The sequence below is a fragment of the Sulfuricurvum sp. genome (genome assembly GCF_028688295.1).
Classification (GTDB): domain Bacteria; phylum Campylobacterota; class Campylobacteria; order Campylobacterales; family Sulfurimonadaceae; genus Sulfuricurvum.
The window spans coordinates 12,488-35,194 of record NZ_JAQTYM010000020.1 but is presented as its reverse complement, the minus strand read 5'-3'; the positions used below and the strand labels follow the sequence as shown (position 1 = coordinate 35,194).

Annotated in this window: 18 protein-coding genes; 3 read left to right on the top strand and 15 right to left on the bottom strand. The window is 43.9% G+C overall.

The features are described 5' to 3' along the window. The 9 genes from PHR02_RS06235 to flgA form a co-directional block, all read right to left on the bottom strand. Positions 1–263: hypothetical protein (locus tag PHR02_RS06235; protein WP_299990289.1), on the bottom strand; the 263-nt coding region annotated here is incomplete at its 3' end. A 125-nt stretch (positions 264–388) separates the two neighbouring features. Continuing rightward, on the bottom strand, positions 389–745 hold the full coding sequence (locus PHR02_RS06230) for a VanZ family protein (protein ID WP_299990287.1): 357 nt from the start codon (positions 743–745) through the stop codon (positions 389–391). Beyond that, the gene (gene cysE, locus PHR02_RS06225; protein ID WP_299990285.1) at positions 742–1,443 is read right to left on the bottom strand and encodes a serine O-acetyltransferase; all 702 of its coding nucleotides are present in this window, start codon (positions 1,441–1,443) and stop codon (positions 742–744) included. Before cysE ends, PHR02_RS06230 begins: the two co-directional genes overlap by 4 nt. Before the next feature lie 9 nt (positions 1,444–1,452). Then, positions 1,453–3,282, bottom strand: a complete 1,830-nt coding sequence (speA, locus tag PHR02_RS06220) for a biosynthetic arginine decarboxylase (protein ID WP_299990283.1) — start codon at positions 3,280–3,282, stop codon at positions 1,453–1,455. Between the two features lie 10 nt (positions 3,283–3,292). Then, positions 3,293–4,510, bottom strand: coding sequence for a histidine--tRNA ligase (gene hisS / locus PHR02_RS06215; protein WP_299990281.1), 1,218 nt, complete (start codon positions 4,508–4,510; stop codon positions 3,293–3,295). Next, on the bottom strand, positions 4,507–5,088 hold the full coding sequence (tmk, locus tag PHR02_RS06210; protein ID WP_299990279.1) for a dTMP kinase: 582 nt from the start codon (positions 5,086–5,088) through the stop codon (positions 4,507–4,509). The genes hisS and tmk overlap by 4 nt, the downstream gene beginning before the upstream one ends. Continuing rightward, positions 5,073–5,564 carry a pantetheine-phosphate adenylyltransferase gene (gene coaD / locus PHR02_RS06205; RefSeq protein ID WP_299990278.1) on the bottom strand — a complete coding sequence of 164 codons (492 nt, stop codon included), beginning with the start codon at positions 5,562–5,564 and terminating at the stop codon, positions 5,073–5,075. The genes tmk and coaD overlap by 16 nt, the downstream gene beginning before the upstream one ends. Further along, positions 5,557–6,087, bottom strand: a complete 531-nt coding sequence (locus PHR02_RS06200; RefSeq protein ID WP_299990276.1) for a UbiX family flavin prenyltransferase — start codon at positions 6,085–6,087, stop codon at positions 5,557–5,559. Before PHR02_RS06200 ends, coaD begins: the two co-directional genes overlap by 8 nt. Beyond that, positions 6,084–6,947, bottom strand: coding sequence for a flagellar basal body P-ring formation chaperone FlgA (gene flgA / locus PHR02_RS06195; RefSeq protein WP_299990274.1), 864 nt, complete (start codon positions 6,945–6,947; stop codon positions 6,084–6,086). The genes PHR02_RS06200 and flgA overlap by 4 nt, the downstream gene beginning before the upstream one ends. Positions 6,948–7,032: 85 nt before the next feature. On the opposite strand from flgA, the gene PHR02_RS06190 reads away from it, so the two are divergent. Next, complete coding sequence (locus PHR02_RS06190) at positions 7,033–9,378, top strand: EAL domain-containing protein (protein WP_299990272.1); 2,346 nt, start codon at positions 7,033–7,035, stop codon at positions 9,376–9,378. Between the two features lie 12 nt (positions 9,379–9,390). Here the strand turns inward: PHR02_RS06190 and glk are convergent, their stop codons facing one another. Genes glk through zwf form a run of 6 tightly spaced genes read right to left on the bottom strand, consistent with a single transcriptional unit; the run spans position 9,391 to position 17,985 of the window. Beyond that, complete coding sequence (glk, locus tag PHR02_RS06185; RefSeq protein WP_299990270.1) at positions 9,391–10,371, bottom strand: glucokinase; 981 nt, start codon at positions 10,369–10,371, stop codon at positions 9,391–9,393. A gap of 10 nt (positions 10,372–10,381) precedes the next feature. Beyond that, a complete protein-coding gene (locus PHR02_RS06180) occupies positions 10,382–13,369 on the bottom strand; it encodes a glycoside hydrolase family 15 protein (RefSeq protein ID WP_299990268.1) in 2,988 nt (995 codons plus the stop codon). A 12-nt stretch (positions 13,370–13,381) separates the two neighbouring features. Further along, positions 13,382–14,014, bottom strand: coding sequence for a bifunctional 4-hydroxy-2-oxoglutarate aldolase/2-dehydro-3-deoxy-phosphogluconate aldolase (gene eda / locus PHR02_RS06175; protein WP_299990266.1), 633 nt, complete (start codon positions 14,012–14,014; stop codon positions 13,382–13,384). Next, positions 14,011–15,840, bottom strand: a complete 1,830-nt coding sequence (gene edd, locus PHR02_RS06170) for a phosphogluconate dehydratase (protein ID WP_299990264.1) — start codon at positions 15,838–15,840, stop codon at positions 14,011–14,013. Before edd ends, eda begins: the two co-directional genes overlap by 4 nt. Then, on the bottom strand, positions 15,837–16,532 hold the full coding sequence (pgl, locus tag PHR02_RS06165) for a 6-phosphogluconolactonase (RefSeq protein WP_299990262.1): 696 nt from the start codon (positions 16,530–16,532) through the stop codon (positions 15,837–15,839). Before pgl ends, edd begins: the two co-directional genes overlap by 4 nt. Continuing rightward, on the bottom strand, positions 16,522–17,985 hold the full coding sequence (gene zwf, locus PHR02_RS06160; protein ID WP_299990260.1) for a glucose-6-phosphate dehydrogenase: 1,464 nt from the start codon (positions 17,983–17,985) through the stop codon (positions 16,522–16,524). The genes pgl and zwf overlap by 11 nt, the downstream gene beginning before the upstream one ends. 221 nt (positions 17,986–18,206) lie before the next feature. Here zwf and PHR02_RS06155 point away from each other — a divergent pair, with 221 nt between their 5' ends. Next, entirely contained in the window at positions 18,207–20,714 is a 2,508-nt protein-coding gene (locus PHR02_RS06155; RefSeq protein WP_299990258.1) for a sugar phosphate nucleotidyltransferase, read from the top strand. Then, positions 20,699–22,705, top strand: coding sequence for a glycoside hydrolase family 57 protein (locus PHR02_RS06150; protein WP_299990256.1), 2,007 nt, complete (start codon positions 20,699–20,701; stop codon positions 22,703–22,705). The genes PHR02_RS06155 and PHR02_RS06150 overlap by 16 nt, the downstream gene beginning before the upstream one ends. Positions 22,706–22,707: the final 2 nt, after the last annotated feature.

The following is a 22,707-nucleotide window of genomic DNA, read 5'->3' as shown; positions in this document are numbered from 1 at the left end:
GTATGCATGAGAGAGCGTTCATACCCTTTTGCATGGTAGTGTTCAGAGCCTTTTGTAAGGAGTGAAGAACCCAAAAACGATCCGATGTTTCGTAGGCTAACCGTGGCACGGTTTTCGTATTCATCGAGAATGGCATACGCATTTTCAAAAGAGCGTATGGAGGCATTAAAATCACCGTTGACCTGCTGAAGTCTGGCAAGATTAAGCCAGTGCCACATCTCTTCATCATCATCGGTCTCATTTGTGAGGGTAGCGAGCGTCATAGGAAAAGTGTTTTCAGAAAGGGAGTTTCTCAATTGAGGTGACGTGAGTGAAGCGGCAAACGTAGATATCTCAAAGCAAATGAGTGTAAAGAAAATAATTTTATGCAGGTGAGTCATGTGTTAAATTATAGGGGTTTAGGTTTAAAAAGAGTTGAGGATTTGATCAAGTTTCTGAGGGCTAATCCTAAAAATATCCCGACGGAATCGGCAATGATATCTTCGAATGAGGGGTAGCGTGTCGGTAGAAATGCTTGTACTACTTCAATGAGGACGCCATACGCGATGAGGGTGAGTGTGATACGTTTAGGAGTGTGGGAATAGGCGAATGTATAGAGAATCGATAATACACTAAATGCTACAGCATGGTTGAGTAGATCGCTTAAGGAGACGATTCGAGGGAGATCATTATAATCGGGGAGGAAGGCTAAAACAGAGATGGAGATAAGGGCACTAAAAAAAAGAGTGCGAAAGAAAAAAATCAATTTTTCATCGCCTTGATAAACGATTCATAGATATTTTCGAGTTGGAGATCTTGTTCAAGTATTTCGGTGTTATCTTGAACCATATAGTGTTCCAATACGGCAACACGTCGGAGGAGATACTCAAACATCTCTTTGTTAATATCGGGAAGTTTGTTATGGCTGAACGGATCTTTGTCGCGCCCTTTTTGGATAACGTGAGCGGGGATACCGATAGCGGTGCTGTTGTCGGGAACTTCGCGGACAACGACGGAGTTGGCTCCGATTTTAGAGTTGGCACCGATGGTGATATTGCCCAAAACTTTGGCCCCTGCACCGATAACAACGCCGCTACGGATTGTAGGGTGGCGTTTGCCCGCTACTAGGCTTACTCCGCCTAGCGTAACCCCCTGATAGATTAGGACATCATCTTCGATAACCGTGGTTTGACCGATAACGACACCGAATCCGTGATCGATAAAAACACGTCGTCCGATCGTTGCCCCTGGGTGGATATCGATATTGGTAAAGATTTGATTGAGTCCCATGATGATACGAGCGATGGATCGGAATCCTCCTCGATAGAGGCGATTCGAGATACGGTACCAAAAGATAGCCCACACACCCGGATAGTTGAAAAAGAGTTCAATGCGAGAACTGATAGCGGGATCATTTTTATAAACGTTCGAAAAATCTTCGGCTATTTCAGAAAAAAGTCCCAAATTCAATCCTTATCGTGTGGTTCGGAGATACCCGTTTTGGTAGAGGTACATTTCGAGTTTTTGAAGTGTATCACTTTTTTCTTCTTCTGTCCTAAAATCAGTGATTGCCAGTTTATTTTTAAGGTTTGTCAGAAGTTTAGAGGCGTCATATCCAATATCTTCGAGGATATTGAGGATATTATCGGACTCGGTAAAGTTTTCAATTTCATATCCGGTATCACTGATGAGAATGGTACACTCACTCGGATGGGTAAAGAGATTGTGATTCATTCCCAACGTCTCTTGATACGCACCGACGTTGAAAAAGCCGAGGAAATACTCCTCTTCATCCAAATCGATGTCGTGCAGGTAGAGTGGAGCTTCGGGTTTAAAGCGGATTTCACCGTCACTGTCACAGGTAATATCCCAAAGCGAAGCGGCACGGATAGCGGGGATATCGAGACGATCAAGCGGCATAATCGGGAACTGTTGCTGTAATCCCCAGTAATCGGGGATACTTTGGAAAATTGAGGTATTGATCAAATAGCGCTCTTGGAGTTTAACCTGAAGACGCTCGATTTCCGGCATCGGGTTGTCTTGAGAGAGATAGAGCGATTTTTTAATAATTTGGTGTACTAAAATTTCGGCGTTTGAACGATCTTGAAGATCGATATGACCGAGATTAAAGAGGGTGAGGAGAGATTCCATGTGATCGAGCGCATCATGCATATATTCGATGCAGGTGCGTGGTGCGAGGAGGGAGTTAAGCTCACGTAACTCTTCGATAAGCGGTGGATTGTTCTCTTTGAGTTTGAGCGATTTGGCTTGATAATCGTGTGAAAACAGTTCGAGTACCGGAGCGATCAGTACCGAGTGTGATGCCACGATAAAACGTCCCGATTCGGTGAAGATATCAGGATGGGATACCCCTTTGGCGTTCATGATTTCACGAAGCAAGAAAACAACACTGTTGGAGAACTCTTCGAGGGTATAGTTGCGTAATCGCCCCGATGTGTGTTGAGAGTACTCAACTGCCAATCCACCGCCGATGTTGATGGCACCGAGTTTATCGGCTCCCATCTTTTTGAGTTCGGCATAGATATTTCCCGCTTCTCGCAAAACGCGTTTAAGGGTAGAGATATCTTCCATTTGGCTACCGACATGGAAATGGATCATGGTGAAATGCTCAACCAAATTGTTCTCTTGGAGCATCTTCATCGCTTCGATGAGTTCGGTGGAGGTAAGACCGAATTTTGAGCCTAAACCACTGCTTTTTGCCCAGATGCCGCTCCCTTCTGATTGGAGACGGATACGGATACCGATATTGGGAATTTTGAGATTACACGATTGGGCGACATCGATGATCCATTCAAGCTCACCGAGCCCTTCGATCGTAATGGTAATATTATGACCCATCTGCGCTGCCATGAAACCAAGACGTACCATCTCCTCGTCTTTGAATCCGTTAACGGTGATCGGGGCGCCTATTGCGGTTTTTGCCATAGCGATGGCCAGTTCGGCTTTTGAACCTGCTTCGAGACCATAGCCGTATTTTTCACCATGTTCCACAATCGCATCGACCGCTTCGGGAAACTGATTGACTTTGAGAGGAAAAACAGCCCGAAATTTACCGGTGTAATCGTTTTCAAAAATAGCCCGATGAAAGTTAGAGTACAAAAGATCGATTTGTTTACCGATCAAATGGGGAAAGCGTAAAATCAAGGGTCCGCGAAGGTTCGTTTTACGAACTTTCTGGGTAATTTCTAATAAAGAAGGGGAGCTCTTATAATTAACTTTGATCTTCCCTTGATCGATCATAAAGTTATTTTCGCCCCAAATGTCTATTCCATAGGTTTTCACATCGTCCCCTTTATACAAAAAAATCGTTTAATGGGATAAGAGATTCGGTTTTATCGACCAAATCTTTTACCCAAATACTGTTTTGAGCCAGTTCATTTTCACCGATGACGGCACAATAGCGGGCATTGATACGATCAGCTCCCTTGAGGTGCGCTTTCAGTGAGCGCGGCTCGTATTCGACGACGGCTTTTTGAGTGCGGCGTATTTTCTCAGCGGCCAAAAGGAGGGGGGTAATGGCTTCGGCATCCATAGCCCCGAAGTAGTATCCCTCGCGCACGGGTTCTGGCATCACGATGAGTTCCATCAAACGCTCAATTCCGAGGGCAAAGCCGACGGCAGGGGTAGGTTTCCCATCCAAAAATTCGATCAAGCGATCATAACGTCCTCCACCGGCAATGGCACTTTGGCTACCGATATTGTCACTGACGAATTCAAATGCTGTTTTAGAATAATAATCAAGTCCTCGTACGAGGTTCGTATCGATCTCATAGGCGATAGTGTGTTGATCCAAAATAGTTTTTAGGGTATCAAAATCGCTTTGGCATCCCTCACAGAGATTGTTGATCAATTTCGGTGCATTGACGTAAAGGTTCTGACACGCTTCATTTTTACAATCGAGGACGCGGATAGGGTTAGTTAGCTTACGACGTTCACAATCTCCACAGATACTATCACCGCAACTCTCGATAAAACTGACCAGTTTCTCACGATAGGCAGGCATACAATTTTGATCCCCTAGGGAGTTGAGTTTAAGGCGGTATCCGATCCCCAAAGCTTTGAGGATATCGGCAACCATCATAATCATTAATGCGTCTTCATAGACCGAATCAACGCCGAAACTTTCCACTCCGAACTGATGAAACTCTCTCAAGCGCCCTTTTTGGGGACGCTCATAGCGAAACATCGCTCCGTGATAGTAAAAGCGGTGGATTCCCCCTTTTTTATCGAGTTTGTGTTGGATAAATGCCCGAACAACGCCTGCTGTCCCCTCTGGGCGAAGACATACATCGTTTTCACCTTTGTCAATAAACTGATACATCTCTTTGCCGACGATGTCACTGGATTCTCCGACCGAGCGTTTGAACAGTGCCGTCTCTTCGAGCAGGGGGGTTTCAATGTAATGAAATCCGTATCGCTTGGCGATGGTAGAGGCAGTGGTAATAAAGTATTCAAAACGTTCATAGTCCTCGGAGAGGATGTCGTTCATTCCGCGCAAAGATTGGATCATAAGGCTCCTTTGATAAGGTTTGTAATTTCTTTTGTAATTGTATCGATAGATTGTGTCGCATCGATTACATAGGTTTGAATTCCGAGTGCATACGCCGAAGCGATAAGGGAGTCTTGGATACTGAGAAGATAGCCAACTCCACGTGATTCGATAACGTCGTGCTCTTTTTGGCTCAAGCGGTGGGCGAGCTCTTCGGGTGTGAGTTTGAGAATAAACACCACATCGGGAAGGGTTCCGTTGGTGGCGAGACGATTGAGCGATACGAGGGTAGATTCATCACAGAGGTTTTGGACACTCGCATACGCCATCCCCGATACGGCGGAGCGGTCACTGATGATGAGTTTATTCATATTAGGTAATATTATTTCTTCCGTATGCTCGGCACGATCGGCTAAAAAGAGTAAAATCTCTGCTATTTTGCTCTTTAGATTGCCGAACAGTACCATGTTACGGATTTCGATACCTGCAGGGGTTCCACCCGGCTCTTTGGTAATGAGTGCATTCGGAAAAAGGGAGCGCAACGCTTCAATCTGAGTGCTTTTTCCGGCGGTATCGATCCCCTCTATCGCAACGTACATGATTTCATACTCCCGATAACATTTTGGACAGGCTCAGGGAGCAAATGGACCGTTTTACCGTTAAATTTTAGCAAATTTCGGACGATGGAAGAGCTGATAAAGGCGTGTTTGAGTTTCGGCATTAAATAGACCGTTTCAATGTTAGGATCGAGGGAGTTATTGAGATAGCCCAGTTGAAGTTCAAATTCGAAATCACTCACCGCGCGTAGTCCGCGAATAAGAACCGTAGCTCCGAGTGTATTGGCTAGCTCGACGGTGAGATTATCAAATCCGACGACCTGAACCCGTTCTAAATCTTTGACTGCCAACTTAACCATGTCAACGCGCTCTTGCAAGGTAAACATTGGTTTTTTTTCTTGAGAATCGGCAACGGCGATAATCACTTCATCAAACAGTTTGATTCCCCGCTCGATAATGTCGTAATGGCCGTTGGTAATCGGATCGAATGTTCCTGGATAAAGGGCGATTTTATGCATTGTGGTCACTCCAGCGTTTATACAAATCGTTTTTGATACCCAGAAGATCGAACCATTTGCCGATCATAAAGTTTTCCATCGACTCCAAATCCTCTTGTTCACCATAATAAGCGAGTACAGGGGGGGCGATGATGACTCCCATCATGGAAAGTTTGTGCATATTTTCCAAAGCAATCGGTGAAAAGGGGATCTCACGCGGAGCCAGTACAAGGGTACGTCGTTCTTTTATCATTACGCTCGCGGCACGGGTAATCAGGTTGTCGGCAATGCCGCAAGCGATTTTAGCGAGGGTATTCATACTACATGGTGTGATGATCATCGCATCCGCACCATACGATCCTGAGGCTACTGAAGCCCAGATTTCATCATTTTTATGGAGCGTGAGGTTGTCCTCTTTTTCTAAAACGATATTGGCGTTATCGGAGAGTATCAGGTGTTTTTGCACATCAGAGGGGAGGGCATGGACCAGTTTAAGTCCTAACGCTGCTCCGCTCGCACCACTGATCCCTATGACGATTTTCATTGTAATTCCACCCGATTTTCTCCGATAACTTTAGACTTGACACGTTTGCCGTCACTTTTTTGGATCGTAATAATATCATAGAGTGACCCCTCTTGCGTCGCGGTTGCCCCAAACTCCACGATAACCCCATCACTTTTTATCTCGACAATCACTTTTTCGTTTTTTAATACCAGAGGCATCGTCTCAATATTACGGGAGGTTAGGAGCTGGGAAGCTCTGAGATTAGAGCGAAATCGAGAGGGTTGATCGGGGATTGCGCTCAGTGGTTTATCCTTGAATCTTGTGAACGGTGTCGGTTTGAGTAGTGTGTTGAATCCGCTAAGGCGTTCACGACGTAAGATTTTTTGGCTTGTGTGCAGAATATTGATGGTGGCACGCACCGAGTAGTCGAGATAGCGTCTCAGCCCGCTGTCATCAATGACATAAAAGGTTCCCACAGAGTGTAAGTATAAACGATCCTCAAAAATCCCTTTTAGTGTTTTTGTCATAGGGGGTAAGTAACCTCTAGGGGTTATAGTGATCTCCTTTAGGGTGATGGAAGGATAATGATGACGTAGCAGGGTCTCCAATTGCGTTTTTAGGGGGGTGAAATCAATAGGACTTTTTTTAGTAAAATTGACAAAACGGACGTTTTCAGAGGTGATGGTCATACCATTGAGTTCAAAACTTTTGACGATAACGTTTGAATCAACCCGATAAAGCGTTTTATCTTCAGGAATTTTGAGAAGTTCGAATTTTTTGGGTGAATCTTCAAAAAGATCGGTGGAATAAACAGTAGTGTTCTCAAAAAAATAGTTTTCTGCCAATTCATAGGCGTTGAGGGTAAAAAACGAGATAAATATGAGCAATAGTTTATACATTTTATAATTGTAACATAACGGAATTTGTTTTTCATCTCTCTTACGTTATCCTATGCCAATATTTTAGGCTCAAGAAGATTCAATTATGGTTTTTACACGATACGATTATTTGCCTGAGCTGGATTCATCGGAGCGTGAACGCGTCCGCAGTGAACAGGTCAATATCGCCTACAAACAAGCTTTTGCTTCGATTTACCCACTACTATTTGCTTCTGTTGCTGTTTATTTTATGTATTATCAAACCTTTTTGTTCACGAGTATAACTCTATGGTTTTTGTCTGTTTTAGTGACATTGGTTTGGCGGCTTTGGCTCCTTAGAGAGTATCAAAATAAACCGCAGAAATACAATACTGCTGTATGGGAAAGAAATTTTAAATATATGATGTTTTCTTCTGCTATTGTGTGGGGAACTACGGCATTCTTTATTTATCAAACTCCTGATACTCTCCATCAATTCTTTCTTATTTTTCTAATAGCAGGTATTGCGGCGATTGCGTCAGGGACCTTGGCATCACTGTTTTTAGTAGCAGTGGTATTTTTACTCTTACTTTTAATTCCTTTATTTGCAATCATGTTTTTGCATGGCGGGTTAGAATATCAAATGATGGGAATTTTAGTTGCCATCTTCTTTATCCTTTTGGTGAGTGCTGCCAAGCGGATTAATATGAACATCATGAATGCGTTAATATCGAAAATTCTTCACCAAAAAGCAACGGTAGCGCTGAAACTTTCCGAAGAACGCTTTGAAACAATCTTTAAAGAGGCTCCTGCGGGTATTTTTTATTATAACACAGAGCTGATTGTTGTTGAAACGAACAATGAGATGCTTCAAATTCTCAAAATTAGCCGTGAGAAGATGCTCGGATTGGATTTAAAAAAATTACCGGATGTTTGTTTATTTAGTGCATTACACTCAGCCGTTGAGGGTAGTAAAGGGTTTTATGAGGGACCCTACACGACAATGATTAATAATCTAAGTCTCCATATTAATTTACGTACCTCTCCGATTTATGATACGAATAGAGAGATTATCGGTGGGGTAGGGATCGTCTCTGACATTACCGATCGGATTGTTGCCGAGGAGAAAATGAAGCATCAAGCCTATTTTGATGCGTTGACAGATATACCTAATCGTGTTCTCTTGAAAGACCGGATTGCGCAATCGTTAGCGCATTATCGACGTCATGGTGCGATAATCGCAGTCATGTTTTTGGATTTAGACCATTTTAAAAGCATTAATGACTCTCTAGGACATCATATCGGAGATGCGTTATTGGTAGAAACCGCGCTCCGTTTAGTATCGATATGTCGTGAAGGCGATACTGTCGCCCGTTTAGGGGGCGATGAGTTTGTTATTTTGCTCAATGAACTTGGCAATGATCCTCATATTGCGGCAAAACATGCGGAAATGGTAGCAGAGAAAATTCATGAAATTCTCTCTGCCTCTTTCAATGTTGGAGAAATGGAAGAAATAGTGACCAGTTCGAGTATCGGGATTGCCTTGGTGAATTCACCGGAACAAAACTCAGATGATTTACTCAAATTTGCCGATACGGCAATGTATCAAGCGAAAAAAGAGGGGAGAAATACCACCCGTTTTTATCAAGAACAGATGGATCAATGGATCAAAAAACGGCTTTTTATGGAAAATGCGCTTCGAAATGCGATTAAAAATAGTGAACTTGAACTCTATTATCAGCCTGTTATTGAAATCGAAACGAAGAAAATAATCGGAGCCGAAGCCTTATTACGATGGAATCATCCGGAGATGGGTTTGGTGATGCCTGATGATATGATCTCTATCGCGGAAGAGAGTGGATTGATTGTCCCTATCGGCGAATGGGTACTGCGTGAAGCCTGTACTCAGTTTGTAAAATGGCGTGCTAATCATGTGACTAAATCACACATTCAGCGCATTGCTGTCAATGTAAGTGCCGTTCAGTTCAAACAAAGTGATTTCGTTGAAAAAATAATCCGTACTGTGGCTGAAACGGGGATCGTCCCCTCCATGCTTGAGCTTGAACTGACCGAATCAATGATTATTGATAAGGTTGATATCGTCATTGATAAAATGAATCGACTCCGTAGGGCTGGTATTTCACTCTCGATGGATGATTTTGGAACCGGGTATTCCTCTTTGGCTTATCTCAAAAAATTACCGTTTACGACACTGAAAATCGATCGAAGTTTTGTACGGGATATTATGAGTGATGCTGATGATGCGGTTTTGGTACAAACAATCCTCTCAATGGCCTCTATTTTTGAACTGGATGTTATTGCCGAGGGGGTTGAGACGATTGAGCAGTTTGAATTTCTGGAGAGACACGGATGCCAGTATTTCCAAGGCTATTTATGCAGTAGACCGGTTCAGGTTAAAACCTTTGAAGAGTTGCTGAACCACGATGTACAAAGTTGTAATACACACCTGTAAATCTTGCCACAGTTAGCTTTTATTAGAAAAATGGGCTGCTCCCAAAAGGGCAGTTTCAGGATTAAGTGAAACTTTGATCGGGATCTGACGTAGCATAGGTTCAAAGCGTCCTTTTGAAATAAACGCACGAAAGAAAGTATCGGTTTGCAAAAACGGTAATATTTTCGGCGCGATTCCTCCGCCGAGATACACCCCGCCAACACAGAGACACTTTAGGGCAAGATTGCCTGCTTCTGCTCCATAAATTTCAGAAAAAAGACGTAAGGTTTCGACGCAGAGGGGATCGTTCTCTTCGAATGCCGCTTTGCTGATAAGGGCACTTTTGTCCTCATTCTCACCTATATTGTTAAGTAAATCCGATTCAGCGGCAAAGCCGCTTTCTCTCAAATAATCATAGAGTGTTGAGACCCCTGGGCCGGATAATATTCGCTCTAGACTAACATGCTCAGGAAAACGTTGACGAAGCCACAGCAAAAGGGCATCTTGCTGAGGCGTTAACGGTGCAAAATCACAATGTCCCCCCTCAGAAGCGATAGGGTGGTAGTTTTTGCCATCAAAATAGAGGATCGCTTCGCCCAAACCCGTTCCTGCAGCGATAACGGCACAATTGCCTCTTGCAGGTTTTGCATCGGGATTCAAATCGACAAATGCACTATCTTCCAAATGGAGCATTCCGTAAGCGGTTGCTTCAAGATCATTGAGCAGGTAGACCTGATCTACCCCTAAAAGTTCTCTCAGATTCACAGCTGAGATATCCCAGGGAAGATTGGTAGTTTGGCACCGTTCATCGATAATCGGACCTGCTATCCCAAAAGAGGAAGAGGTAATACAAGCATCTGGAAACATCTGCATAAATTCGCGAATGATATCGCTAAAGTTGGTATATGCTTGACTGGAAAATTGGTATTGTGCATAGAGCTCTAGAGCGTTTTCCTGAATCTCAAACAGTGCCAAAGAAGTTTTGGTTCCGCCAATATCACCTGCTAATATCATGTCACTACCTTTATTGTGGGGATAATAAATACATTAAGGCTTCAATAAACAATTCAGCCGTTTTTTCAGGAGGATACGTATACATCGCTTCCCATGCAGCACCACGGGAATCATCATAATTTTCTTCATGAGGGTGTTGTTGTTTCCATCCGATACGAACCGCATGACCGATGAGGACATCCAGAACCAAGTCGTTCTTGATCTGAAGATCGGGCATTTGTTTGGAGAGTTTCGAGAGGGATTTGATCACTTCGATGTTCAGCTGTCGGTACTCAGGTGCTTCGATACTTTGTAAAAGATCATCAACGCGGTGGGCAAAGCTCTGTTCACCTGCGGTAGAATCTAGGGTGAGTTCTGAGCCAATACGACTTTGTAAACTGTATTTGTCCCCGATTACCAGCCCGTTACATTGACGCAAAAGATGCCATACGTCTTTATAGAAATCGTTAGAAACTCTGCTGATCATTCCCTCTAAAACTCGCCATTCTAGCCAATCATCGTTGTGCAAAGAGGTGCTAAAAGGGGATTGGAGCGGCGTAGCATTAAGTAATGACACCCCTGAGGCATTGAGGTTTTCTTGGGAGTTTAGTTGCGATACTTCGAGGGAAAAAGAGCGCAAAATCGAATGTATCCGCTCATAAATATCATGCGGTGCAAGAGAAATCAGATGCTCGTACGCATCGGCAATAGAGAGTTCTCTTTCTCGGATAATTTGACCGACGAGAAGCTGAACAAAATACCAGGTACGAAGGGTGAGCATGTTGGTAAAGAGCTCTGGCTCTACCTGAATCAGTTCTCCCAAATAGATCATAATCTCTTGGGTTAAGACCCCCTCAGCCGCATTGTTTCCGCACGATTCGTTGATGATCTCTACGATAGTAGCATTTTTGAGTGGATTTGAAAAAGTCGCTTTTTCACTGTAAGCTCTTCCGATAGCAAGGCGTTTTTGGTGGATGATAATATCCAGCAGAGCATCTTCGAGTTTATTATCATATTTGCCCAAAACTTCCGCAAATCTACGGACATTATTCCAATCTTGTTTGAGCGCTACCGATTCATAATGGTGTTCGATAATATTGGAGTAGGGATGGGCGAAATCTTCTTTACCTAGGTGATGAAGATTCAGGTTTTGCAGCTGCGCTTCATGGATATTATCGATCCTCTCAATACTGGCATTGGATAAAATCTGCTTTAATGATCCTGTTTTAATCGTTATCGCGTTACATGATTCTTTTTGCAAATCATAGAGGAGTTGAAAAATAACCTCTTTTTGGTTATCGCTCAGCATATCTTCACGTACAAGAAACGGGAGGAGAGGTTGACCGTTCTGATCCCAATGGGTCGCGAGAAATTTCAATGATGAACGAAAACGTTTCACCAATAGGGTATTGTCATAATTGAAATAGAACCCTTTTGGATTGAAATAGTAAGGAAGAAATACAATTTCTTGTTGCTCAACGAGGTGGAGACGTGCCGTGGTGATGGTTCTAGCGGCCATCATCGGACGGCCGCTTAGTCCTAGTTTTGTGTTTCTCCCCAGAAGGGTATGGATTTTAGAGAGCTCTGTTGCGTGCATCACTTGTATCGGGTGCAACTCTTCGAGGGTTTCGCTGTAGATTCCGTTATCGAGAAGTTTTTCTTTGACCGTCTCATTTTCCGCGATCAGGGTAACGAGTGGGTGTACGGTCCTCTTTAGTGCGATCCGTTCGCGTCGACACAACGGATCGATATCGTGAGGATGAAGGAGAGAATCTTGGATAAGGTCACTAAGGATAAAAAGGCTCTGCGCCCAAACGAGAGGGATATTTTCATTGGGAATTCTCAGTTGACTTTTTGGATTCTCTTTTTCGGCATCGATCAGCTCTTTGGGGACGAGGTAGAGCTCAGGCAAGAGTTTTTGTCCATGGTGATCTACAAATAGGGGTTCGAGTTTCTCTCGCCATACTTCTACCTCTTGAGCATCTTCACGCATGTGGGCATCTAAGAGAAGATAGGTGAAAAAGAGGGGCCATTCGGACTCTATATCGGCAAATTCACGTAATTCGGAGGGTTCGTAGTGAAGACGTGAAGGGTCTTCAATACTGCTTTGATGTCCATCGAGTAAAAATCGTTTGCATCCGTAGTTCCCTGCTAGTTTTTTGATGATTTTGTGGCGTGTCCGGTCGATGAGTGATTCATCCTCGATGGCATAAGCGGGGTAGCCTATAATACTCAGCAAGGCGGCATCGGTCTCTTTTGAGTTTGATTCACGCGGGAGTAATCCGTGCAGGGTAAAGCGTGAGCGTGCAATGTCGCTTGGGATAACGTGAATGATCCCCTCATGACTCGCAACATTTCCAAAAAGGTTGAATCCGCTCATCGCTTCCAACGCTGCTTTTGCCATACCGACTGAACTGCAGTTGATCTCAGTCGTCCCATGGTTGATCTTGTTTCCTCTCTCCCAAATACCGTAATCGGCAGTGCAATAGGTGTGGCTTATGTAATGGACGAGGTTTTGAACAAAATTGACTTCATCCATGGTGTAAATGAGCTTTAGTCCTGAAGCAATCATTTGCGCCATCATTAAAAGGTACAAAGAGGTCGCGTCAAGCTGTAAATGCCCCCATTCATCATCTCCGACAACCGCTAAACCGCTAGAGGTTCCATATTTGGCATGGAGAGCATCGGTGGGATTAAGGGTGGTTTTGAAGGTCTCTACACGATTGGATTGGCGCATCATCGCCATTAACAGACCGCGCATCAGTTTAACGACGCTTTGGCTGAGGGTATAACTGCGTACATCATCAGGGTTGTGTTTGCGATACGAGAGAGAGAGTCCCCAAACCGATAGGATACTGTAAACATTATCTCTCACCCACGCATCGGTATAATCACCATGAGCGGTTATCGCTGTACTCGCAGGTAAAAGACCTGTGATAGCGTCTTGGCGAGAGAGGATGATCGAATCAATTGAAAGGTAGTGTTTTTCGAGTAAAGCGTTGAGTTGTTCTGAATGCATTAGGGACCTATTTTATCGATTATTATGTATGTGAGCAATGGCTTCGTTGCAAAGGTGTGTAATATGTTTAAAATCTTTCACGTGCAAGGATTGCTTAGGAACGATCCAACTTCCCCCCGCACACAGTACATTGGGGAGTTTTAAAAAGTCGTTGATATTGTTAAAATTGATCCCTCCGGTAGGACAAAAACGCATACTCGGAAATGGACCGTAGAGAGCGTTTAGTGTATCGACCCCTCCGACGGCGGTTGCCGGAAAGAGTTTACAGTATTCAAATCCGTTGTTAAGAGCGAACATCACCTCAGATGCAGTAGCGACACCGAGGATTAGAGGGGTATTAAGTTCAGATGAGGCATCCATGATCTCTTGGTTAATTCCCGGACTAAAGACAAACTGTGCACCGTGATCGACTGCGCTTTTAAATCCTGCTCGGTTGATTACCGTTCCCGCGCCCACCGCCATCTGCGGATACTCTTTGGCAATAATTTCGATCGCTCTCAATCCCGCTTCGGTGCGAAGAGTGATCTCCATAAGGCCAACTCCCCCCTCTAGCAACGCTTCAGCGAGGCTCAATGCATCATCAGCATTGTCGATGGCAATCACCGGAACGATAGGGGAGATATTCATTACATCATAACTATTCATGCGCGCTCTTCTCCAATGGACTCAAAAATTCCGGCTCCCTCTTCAGCGCTTTTGACCGAAGATCGGATCGCACTAAAGAGTTCCCGACCAAATCCGTAGCGGTTATGTTCCATATCAGCTACATGTCGTGATCGTTCCTCTAATATTTTTGGATCAACCAAAAGGGTAATTTCCCCTTTTTGAACATCAAATCGAATTTTATCACCGCTGTTGATTTTTGCCAATACCCCTCCGCGAGAGGCTTCAGGACTCATGTGGATGGCTGAGGCAACTTTACCTGAGGCCCCCGACATACGTCCATCGGTGATGATAGCAACATTAAACCCTCTCTCTTGTAAAACACCCAGAGGAGGCATGAGGCCGTGAAGTTCCGGCATACCGTTGGCACGAGGTCCCTGAAAACGGACAACGGCGATAAAGTCTCGCTCCAGTTCTCCTCGTTTAAATGCCTCTTGGAGTGCTTCTTGGGAATCAAATACGATCGCTTCGGCTTCGATGATCAGATTTTTGTCTTTGAGCGCGGAGGTTTTAATAACGCTTCGCCCGATATTACCCACGAGAAGTTTAAGACCCCCCTCAGGACTAAATGGTGTTTCGGCGCTCGAAATCACTGAGGTATCACGTGAGAGGTGAGGCCCTGAAATAAACGCAAATCCAGATTCAGAAAGGGTGGGTTCAACGCTATAGCGATCCAGTCCACGCCCCATAATTGTCTCAACATCATTATGCGCTAACCCGGCATTGAGGAGCTGATGGATCACGACCGACATACCCCCCGCATCTCTAAACGCATTGACATCGGCATTTCCGTTAGGATACATACGGCACAGCAAAGGGGTAACTTTTGAGAGTTGATCGAAATCATCCCATGTGAGATGTATCCCAGCGGCTTTTGCCATAGCGATGAGGTGGAGGGTATGGTTGGTAGAGCCTCCTGTCGCCATAAGCCCGATGATCGCATTGACGAAACTGCGCTCATCGATCATCTCCCCGATGGGTTTGTAATCTCCGCTGATCTCTGTCATGGTTAAAATTCGCTTTGCCGCTTCAGCGGTAAGAGCCTCACGTAGCGGTGTGTTGGTGTTGACAAAAGAGCTGTTCGGGAGTTGAAGTCCCATCATCTCTAACAGCATTTGGTTGGAGTTTGCCGTACCGTAAAAGGTACAGGTTCCACTGCTGTGATACGATGCGGCTTCAGCTTTTAAGAGGGCATCTTCGGTGATGTTTCCTTTGGCAAACTCTTGGCGAATGTGGGCTTTTTCAGCGTTGCTGATCCCTGATGGCATCGGTCCGGCTGGTATAAATACAGCCGGAAGATGACCGAAAGTTAGTGCTCCGATCACGAGACCCGGTACGATTTTATCGCATATCCCAAGATAAAGAGCGCCGTCATAAACATTATGCGAGAGGGCGATAGCGGTCCCCATTGCGATATTGTCACGGCTAAAGAGGCTCAGCTCCATTCCCGGCTGAGATTGCGTCACTCCATCGCACATGGCAGGAACTCCACCGGCGACTTGGCACGTCGCTCCCGCGTCGGCGAGGGTACGTTTAATGAGGCTAGGGTAGAGTTTATAGGGCTCATGTGCGGAGAGCATGTCGTTGTAAGCGGTGACAATTGCGATGTTAGGGTTATGCAGTTGTGAGAGGGATGTTTTTCCCGCATCGTCCATAGGAGCCATCGCATGGGCGAGGTTACTGCAACCTAGCTTTTGACGGTTGACACCGTGTGTTTTTGCCTTTCCTAGACGTTGTAAGTAAAGAGCTCTGGTATGAAGTGAACGTTCTCGTATCTGTTCCGTGACACGTTGGATGATCGGATTCATGCGGTGTATACCTCTATAGGTGTGTATGGTTGATGGAGAATAGAGCGAATCGGCATCTCAAAAGTATCGTTACCCTCAAGTGCTTGATGATAGAGTTCACCCTTTTTATCCCCTTGAAAATGGAGATAGAGATGCTTTGCAGAGAGTATAGCACTCCGTGTTAAACTCATTCTTAAATGTGGAGCCGTAGAGGGCTCAATCGAAATACAAAGCTCATGGCTCTCATACGCCTCTTGGAGTTTTGGATTATGGGGAAAGAGAGAGGCGGTATGGGCATCCTCTCCCATCCCTAAAACGATCACATCAAAAGGGAACAATGATGCTTTGATGTTTTGAGTACAAGCGCTTTGGGCATCGTCTGCTTCAGCTCCCTCGATAAACATCCCGATAAAAGTGGCTTTGGACGCATGCCCTACCATGAGATTTTCTCGCACCAGTTTCTCATTGCTATCGATATGGTCTGCTCCGACCCAGCGCTCATCACACAAGCCAATTTTGACATTTTCCCAGTCAATATCTATCTGACTGAGGGCATGAAAGAGTTTTTTGGGAGTGCTTCCCCCTGATACGATCAGTGATGCAGTCCCTTTTTGTGAGAGGGCATCTCGTAGATTTTCAGCGATGGCATCAGCCAAAGATGCAGCTAGGAGATCATCACTCTCAAATCGGTGAAGATGGAGATTACTCATCATGCCAGCTTCTGCTATCGCGTGCGATCAATTCAACCGCAGCCGTAGGGCCATCGGTTCCTGCTTGATAGCTTTTCATCGGGATGATGTTCTCATGCCACCCTTGTAAAATGATATCGGCCCATTTCCACGCCGCTTCGACCTCATCGAGTCGCATAAAGAGGGTTGGATTACTGCGGATAACATCGAGCATTAATCGCTCATACGCCTCAGGTTTGCGCTCTTCATTCATCGGAGAATTGAGTTCTAAATCGACCTGTTGCAATCGCATTTGCTCGCTAAGACCAGGAATTTTGTTCATGAGTTTTAGCTCGATACTCTCTTTAGGCTGTAGTGAGATAACCAGTTTGTTTTCGGAAATACAGCTCCCTTTATTGGCAAAAATAGAGTAGGGGATCGATTTGAAATGGATAACGATTTCCGAATTTCGGCTTCGCATCCGTTTACCGCTTCGAAGATAAAAGGGTACGCCGTTCCAGCGCCAGTTATCGATATCGACACGAATCGCCGCATAGGTTTCGGTATTGCTGTGCTCTACACCCTCTCCCTCTTTATATCCAGGGACGATTTCACCGTTGCTGGAACCTTTGGTGTATTGGGCACGTACGGTTTTGAGCTGAATATCCGCAGCACTCATCGGACGGAGTGATCGGAGTACTTTTACCTTTTCATCCCTCACACTGTCCGCTTCGAGCGAACATGGAGGCTCCATAGCGATAAGGCATAATAGCTGCATAAGGTGGTTTTGGATCATATCTCGCATTGCGCCGTAATCATCATAATATCCCCATCTCCCCTCAACTCCTACCGCTTCAGCAACGGTGATTTGGACATGATCGATATTACTCGCATCCCATAGCGGCATAAAAATACGGTTGGAAAAACGTAACGCCATAATATTTTGGACGGTATCTTTACCCAAATAGTGATCGATACGATAAACCTGTGATTCTTCGAAATATTTCAACACTTCGACATTGATCGCCCGAGAGGAGTCCAAATCGCGTCCAATCGGTTTTTCCAAAACAACACGGCTTTGAGGGGTGATGAGATTCCAACCACTCAATGCTTTGCAGATAGCACCGAAAAAATCGGGTGAGGTAGAGAGATAGCTGATCCGATCGCGATCGGGATGCTCACCTAGCAGGGTATTGAGTTCACTATAGCTCTCTTCTTTACCTAAATCGAGAGTGACCACTTGGAGACGTTCTTTAAAGGTCTCAAATTTTGTTTCATCAAACTGCCCGAGAGCCAAAAACTCTTGGAGTTTTACTTTTACTAGGGCAATGTGTTCTTCTTGAGTTATTGAGGCTCTTGTTGTCGAGAGGATACGACTGCTGTGGTTTAGATAGCCGTCATTACAGAGATGGTATAACGCCGGCATTAGCTTACGAAACGCAAGATCGCCGTGTCCGCCGAATATAATCACATCACATAGATTTGATAGTTCGCTCATAAATACTCTTTTAGTGTTTTCTTATCGCCATTGTATCGAGTTTATAGTACGGTATATTGATTAATCTTTAACCATTGTAGAGAAGATTACCGTGTTGTAATCTGACATAATAGAGAGGGTTAATAACTCTTCTATCGGTAATGTGAGAAATTGTATTCAAAAAATGTTATGATTAAACACAAGCATTACAATAATCAATAAATGATTACAAAAGGAGCTTAATGAAAGCAGTGGTTATGGCAGGTGGATTCGGTACACGGATACAACCTCTTACAAATTCTATTCCTAAACCTATGTTACCGATTATGAATCGTCCGATGATGGAACATACCATCGTGAGTCTCAGAGATTTAGGGATCACTGAGTTTATTATTCTGCTTTACTTTAAACCTGACACCATCAAAGATTATTTCAAAGACGGAAGTGCATGGGGGATCAATATCACCTATGTTGTCCCTGATGATGATTATGGGACTGCCGGTGCGGTTAAAAAAGCCCAAGAACTTATCGGAGATGAAAACTTTATTATCATTAGCGGGGACTTGGTAACCGATTTTGATTTTCAACAGATTTTTGATTACCACAAAGCCAAAAACTCAAAATTAACCATTACGTTAACCTCGGTTGAAAATCCTCTCGAATTTGGAGTAGTTATCGCGAACGAAGAGGGAAAAATTGAAAAGTTCCTGGAAAAACCGAGCTGGGGTGAAGTATTTAGTGATACGATAAATACGGGAATATACATCATCGAACCTGAGATTTTAGAATACATTCCGAAAAATGAAAATTTTGATTTCGCTAAAGACTTATTTCCTCTTTTAATGCGTCAAGGGATTGATTTGATAGCAGGATACGCCAGTGGGTATTGGCGCGATGTCGGTAATCCTGAAAGTTATCGCGATGTTTATGAAGATATTCTTGCCGGTAAAATCAAATTTAACATCGGTGGCGAAGCGGTCAAATATCCCGATGGTGTATTGATTTGTGAAGAAGACAATACTCTCGATGATAGTGTCGAAGTGGTGGGGATCGTTGTGATCGGTAAAGATGTCGTGGTTAAAAAAGGCTCTAAACTCAGCAATGTCGTTATCGGTAACAACGTAACAATTGGGAGCTCTTCGAAGGTGGCCAACACGGTTATCTGGGATGATGTAGAGATCGGTAAAAATGCTAAACTCGATGGATGCGTTATCTGTTGTAACAACCGTATCGGTAAAAATGTTACCGCTAAATCGGGATTGATTTTAGCGCAAGGGTGCGAAATCGGAGAGTTGGTTACGATCGAAAAAGATGTAACCATTTGGCCGAATAAAGTGATCGAAGATGCAGCTATCGTCAGTCGAAGTGTAATTTTGGGGAGCAAATATAAAAATTCCATTTTTGAAGACGGAATGGTTATTGGTAAATCAAACATTGAGCTCTCGTGTGAAATGGCGACCAAGCTCGCAGAAGCATTTGGATCGCAGTTACCGATCGGATCGACGGTTTTAGTTTCACGCCATTACGATAAAAGCTCGCGGATGTTGAAACGGGCATTTTTAGGGGGTCTTCTCTCAGCAGGAGTCGATGTTGTTGATTATAATGCTATCCCCTCAGCCGTGATGCGTTGTAGTCTCTCATTTCATGATAAATACACTGCCGGAGTCCATTTTCACCAAAAGATCGATGATCCGACCAGTACCGTCATTACCTTCTATAACCAAGAAGCCCTTCGTATTAATAATGATGTTGCTAAAAAAGTGGAAAAAGCTTTTTTTAAAGAGAACTTTAGACGGGTTGATTATTCACAAATCGGACAAATTCATGAACTCGATCATAAACGTGAATATAATGAATATAAAAAAGGGATGGAAGCAATCCTCCATTCTCACCGTTTTAAATGTCTCGATTGTCGCATTGCGGTAGATTTAACACACGGACTTGCTTCAGAAGTTTTCCCGAGTATTTTGAATGATTTGGGGATCGAACATATTATGTTCAATGCGTATGCCGATGAGCAGCGTCTTTCAAATATCAATACGTTGGTAAAACGTTCTTACGAGGATATGGGAGCGGTTATTAATGCCCTTAAACTCGATGCCGGATTTATCCTCTATCCACACGGTCAGAGACTTGATATTATTTGCGATGAAGGAAAACCTCTCTCGAAACAGACAGCACTGTATGTCGTTTTAAACCTTCTAAATATGGATGCAAAAGCACATGGGACGAAGAAACGGGTATTCTTACCGACTTGGGCTGCGGATATTGTTTATTTTGATCACCTGATCATTGAGCGAGGGCAGTATGCGAATTTTAAATCATCTAAAATGAAAACGTATGATTTAATCGCGACAGGTGAGGGGAACTTTACTTTTAGTGAATTCGCAACTCATCGAGATTCGATGTACGCCACCTTGAAAATTTTAGAGATGATGGTAAATCATGGTGTTAAACTCTCTACGATCATTGATTCATTGCCGCAGTTTTTCTACACAACGATCCAAGTCCCTTGTACTCAGGCATTGAAGGGAAAAATGATGCGTAAATTCCTCGAAGATGCAAAAGGGAAAGAGTCTTCTACCCTTGATGGGGTGAAAATTTGGCTTGATAAAAATGATTGGGTACTGATGATACCGGATCAATATAGTGATCTTTTAAATCTCACGATTCAAGCTAAAAGCAATGAGAAAGGGGAACACTATACCCAGCTCTACACCTCAAAAATTGAGGAATGGGCGAAAGCATAATGGAGACGAATCCCCTCAATCTCTCCTTTTTTTGGCACATGCATCAGCCTGATTACCGGGGGAGTGATGGTGTTATGCGTATGCCTTGGGTGTTTTTACACGCCATTAAAGATTATTATGAGATGCCGTGGCTACTGAGTGAGTATCCGAATCTTAAAGCGACGTTTAATCTCAGTGCTTCACTGATAGAACAGCTTCAACTCTACCGTGAACCTTTAAAATTCGACTATTTTCTCTCTTTATGGATGATGCCCCCCTCACAATTGGAGGAATCGCAACGCGAATGGGTCATAAAAATCATCACCGCAATGCAGTTTGAGACAATGGTTCGTCCGATTGAGCGTTATGCACAGCTTTATTATCATACTTCTTTTAGCGATGATGAGTTGATTGATTTGGAAGTAGTTTTCATCCTTGCATGGTGCGGGAACTATTTACGCCTTCATAATGCCCTCGTGAAAGCATTATTGCTCAAAGGGAGAGGGTTTGATGCTGAGGATAAGAGAGGATTGCTCTCTACCTTAGGCAGTTTTGTTCAAGAGATTCTCCCTTTTTATGCTTCTCTTCAAGATAAAGGGGTAGTTTCTGTCTCTACGACCCCGTATTTTCATCCGATTTTACCGGTCTTACTCGATATGCAAAATGCCAAACGTGCCAATGCTGCTACCGATTTGCCCGAGGGGGCGTTTCCTCTTTATGAAGATGCGAATGAACATGTTACCCGTTCGATTGAGCTCTATCAAAAAACGTTTGGGTGTGCGCCAAAAGGTTTTTGGCCGGCTGAGGGTGCGGTCGATGAAAAGAGTCTTCGTATCTATAAAAATCACGCGATCAAATGGATTGCTACCGATGAAGCGATTCTTTATAAATCACTTCAACAAGAGACAGCTTCATTACGCTATAAGCCTTATATTTTCGATGGAGTATCGATTGCGTTTCGTGATCATGGTTTGAGTGATTTAATCGGGTTTGAATATCGTCATCGTTCAGGCGCTGATGCCAGTCGCCATTTTATGAAAGAACTCGAACAGATTGCCAAAACCAATCTAAATCCGAGTGTATTTGTGATCGTTGATGGGGAGAATGCATGGGAATTTTACGACAATAACGGATTGGACTTTTTCACCTCTTTGTATCATGAACTCTCTCTTTCTTCGTGGTGTAAAACGCTTACGATGGATGAAGTTTCATTGCTTGGAAATCAAGGTACGTTAGAGAATCTCGCACCAGGAAGTTGGATACACGGGACGTTTGATACATGGGTAGGACATCGAGAAAAAAACCGTGCGTGGGAACTTATCTTTCAAACGCAACGCGATGTTGCCTCAGCAACACTAAGTGATGAGGTGAGAGAAGTAATTAACTATCATCTTTTGGCTTCAGAATGCAGTGATTGGTTTTGGTGGTATGGTGAAGATCATAATACCGATTTTGCCGCCGAATTCGATGCACTTTTTCGAGAACACCTGATTCACATCTACACCCTTTTAGGCCAACCGATTCCGCAAGATCTTTTTATCCCGATTATTTCAAAAGAGTCTCAAAAACCTGCATGGACTAAACCCACCAATACAATCTCACCGAAAGTGAACGGAGAGAAAAGTACGTTTTTTGATTGGGTGGGATCTGGGAGTGTGGATGAGGGGAAAATTTTTGGAGCCATGGACAGAGTACGCGGTCCTATTGATACCCTCTATTATGGGTTTGATCACAATTACCTCTATATTGCCTGTGAGGGGAATATTCGTGATGTAAGCGATATGAAGGTAGAAGTTTTAATCGACGAATCTAAAACGACACTGAGCATTGAGCCTTATAAAATTAACAATCGACTCGAATTTTCACTTCCTCGAAGCAGTTTCGGAAAGTTAAAGAGCGTTCATCTGCGCTTTGAACTCATCAGTGAGGGGAAAACAGTGCAATCCCTGCCAGGATTTGGACCGCTGAAGATTGATATGAGTGAAAAATTTGCCACTGATTGGTATCTTTAGGA

Coding starts and splice junctions, on each gene's coding strand:
- hisS (WP_299990281.1), bottom strand. CDS start 4,510: ATGATCCAATCTTTGCGCGGAATGAACGACATCCTCTCCGAGGACTAT.
- tmk (WP_299990279.1), bottom strand. CDS start 5,088: ATGTACGTTGCGATAGAGGGGATCGATACCGCCGGAAAAAGCACTCAG.
- coaD (WP_299990278.1), bottom strand. CDS start 5,564: ATGCATAAAATCGCCCTTTATCCAGGAACATTCGATCCGATTACCAAC.
- PHR02_RS06200 (WP_299990276.1), bottom strand. CDS start 6,087: ATGAAAATCGTCATAGGGATCAGTGGTGCGAGCGGAGCAGCGTTAGGA.
- flgA (WP_299990274.1), bottom strand. CDS start 6,947: ATGTATAAACTATTGCTCATATTTATCTCGTTTTTTACCCTCAACGCC.
- PHR02_RS06190 (WP_299990272.1), top strand. CDS start 7,033: ATGGTTTTTACACGATACGATTATTTGCCTGAGCTGGATTCATCGGAG.
- glk (WP_299990270.1), bottom strand. CDS start 10,371: ATGATATTAGCAGGTGATATTGGCGGAACCAAAACTTCTTTGGCACTG.
- PHR02_RS06180 (WP_299990268.1), bottom strand. CDS start 13,369: ATGCATTCAGAACAACTCAACGCTTTACTCGAAAAACACTACCTTTCA.
- eda (WP_299990266.1), bottom strand. CDS start 14,014: ATGAATAGTTATGATGTAATGAATATCTCCCCTATCGTTCCGGTGATT.
- edd (WP_299990264.1), bottom strand. CDS start 15,840: ATGAATCCGATCATCCAACGTGTCACGGAACAGATACGAGAACGTTCA.
- pgl (WP_299990262.1), bottom strand. CDS start 16,532: ATGATGAGTAATCTCCATCTTCACCGATTTGAGAGTGATGATCTCCTA.
- zwf (WP_299990260.1), bottom strand. CDS start 17,985: ATGAGCGAACTATCAAATCTATGTGATGTGATTATATTCGGCGGACAC.
- PHR02_RS06155 (WP_299990258.1), top strand. CDS start 18,207: ATGAAAGCAGTGGTTATGGCAGGTGGATTCGGTACACGGATACAACCT.
- PHR02_RS06150 (WP_299990256.1), top strand. CDS start 20,699: ATGGGCGAAAGCATAATGGAGACGAATCCCCTCAATCTCTCCTTTTTT.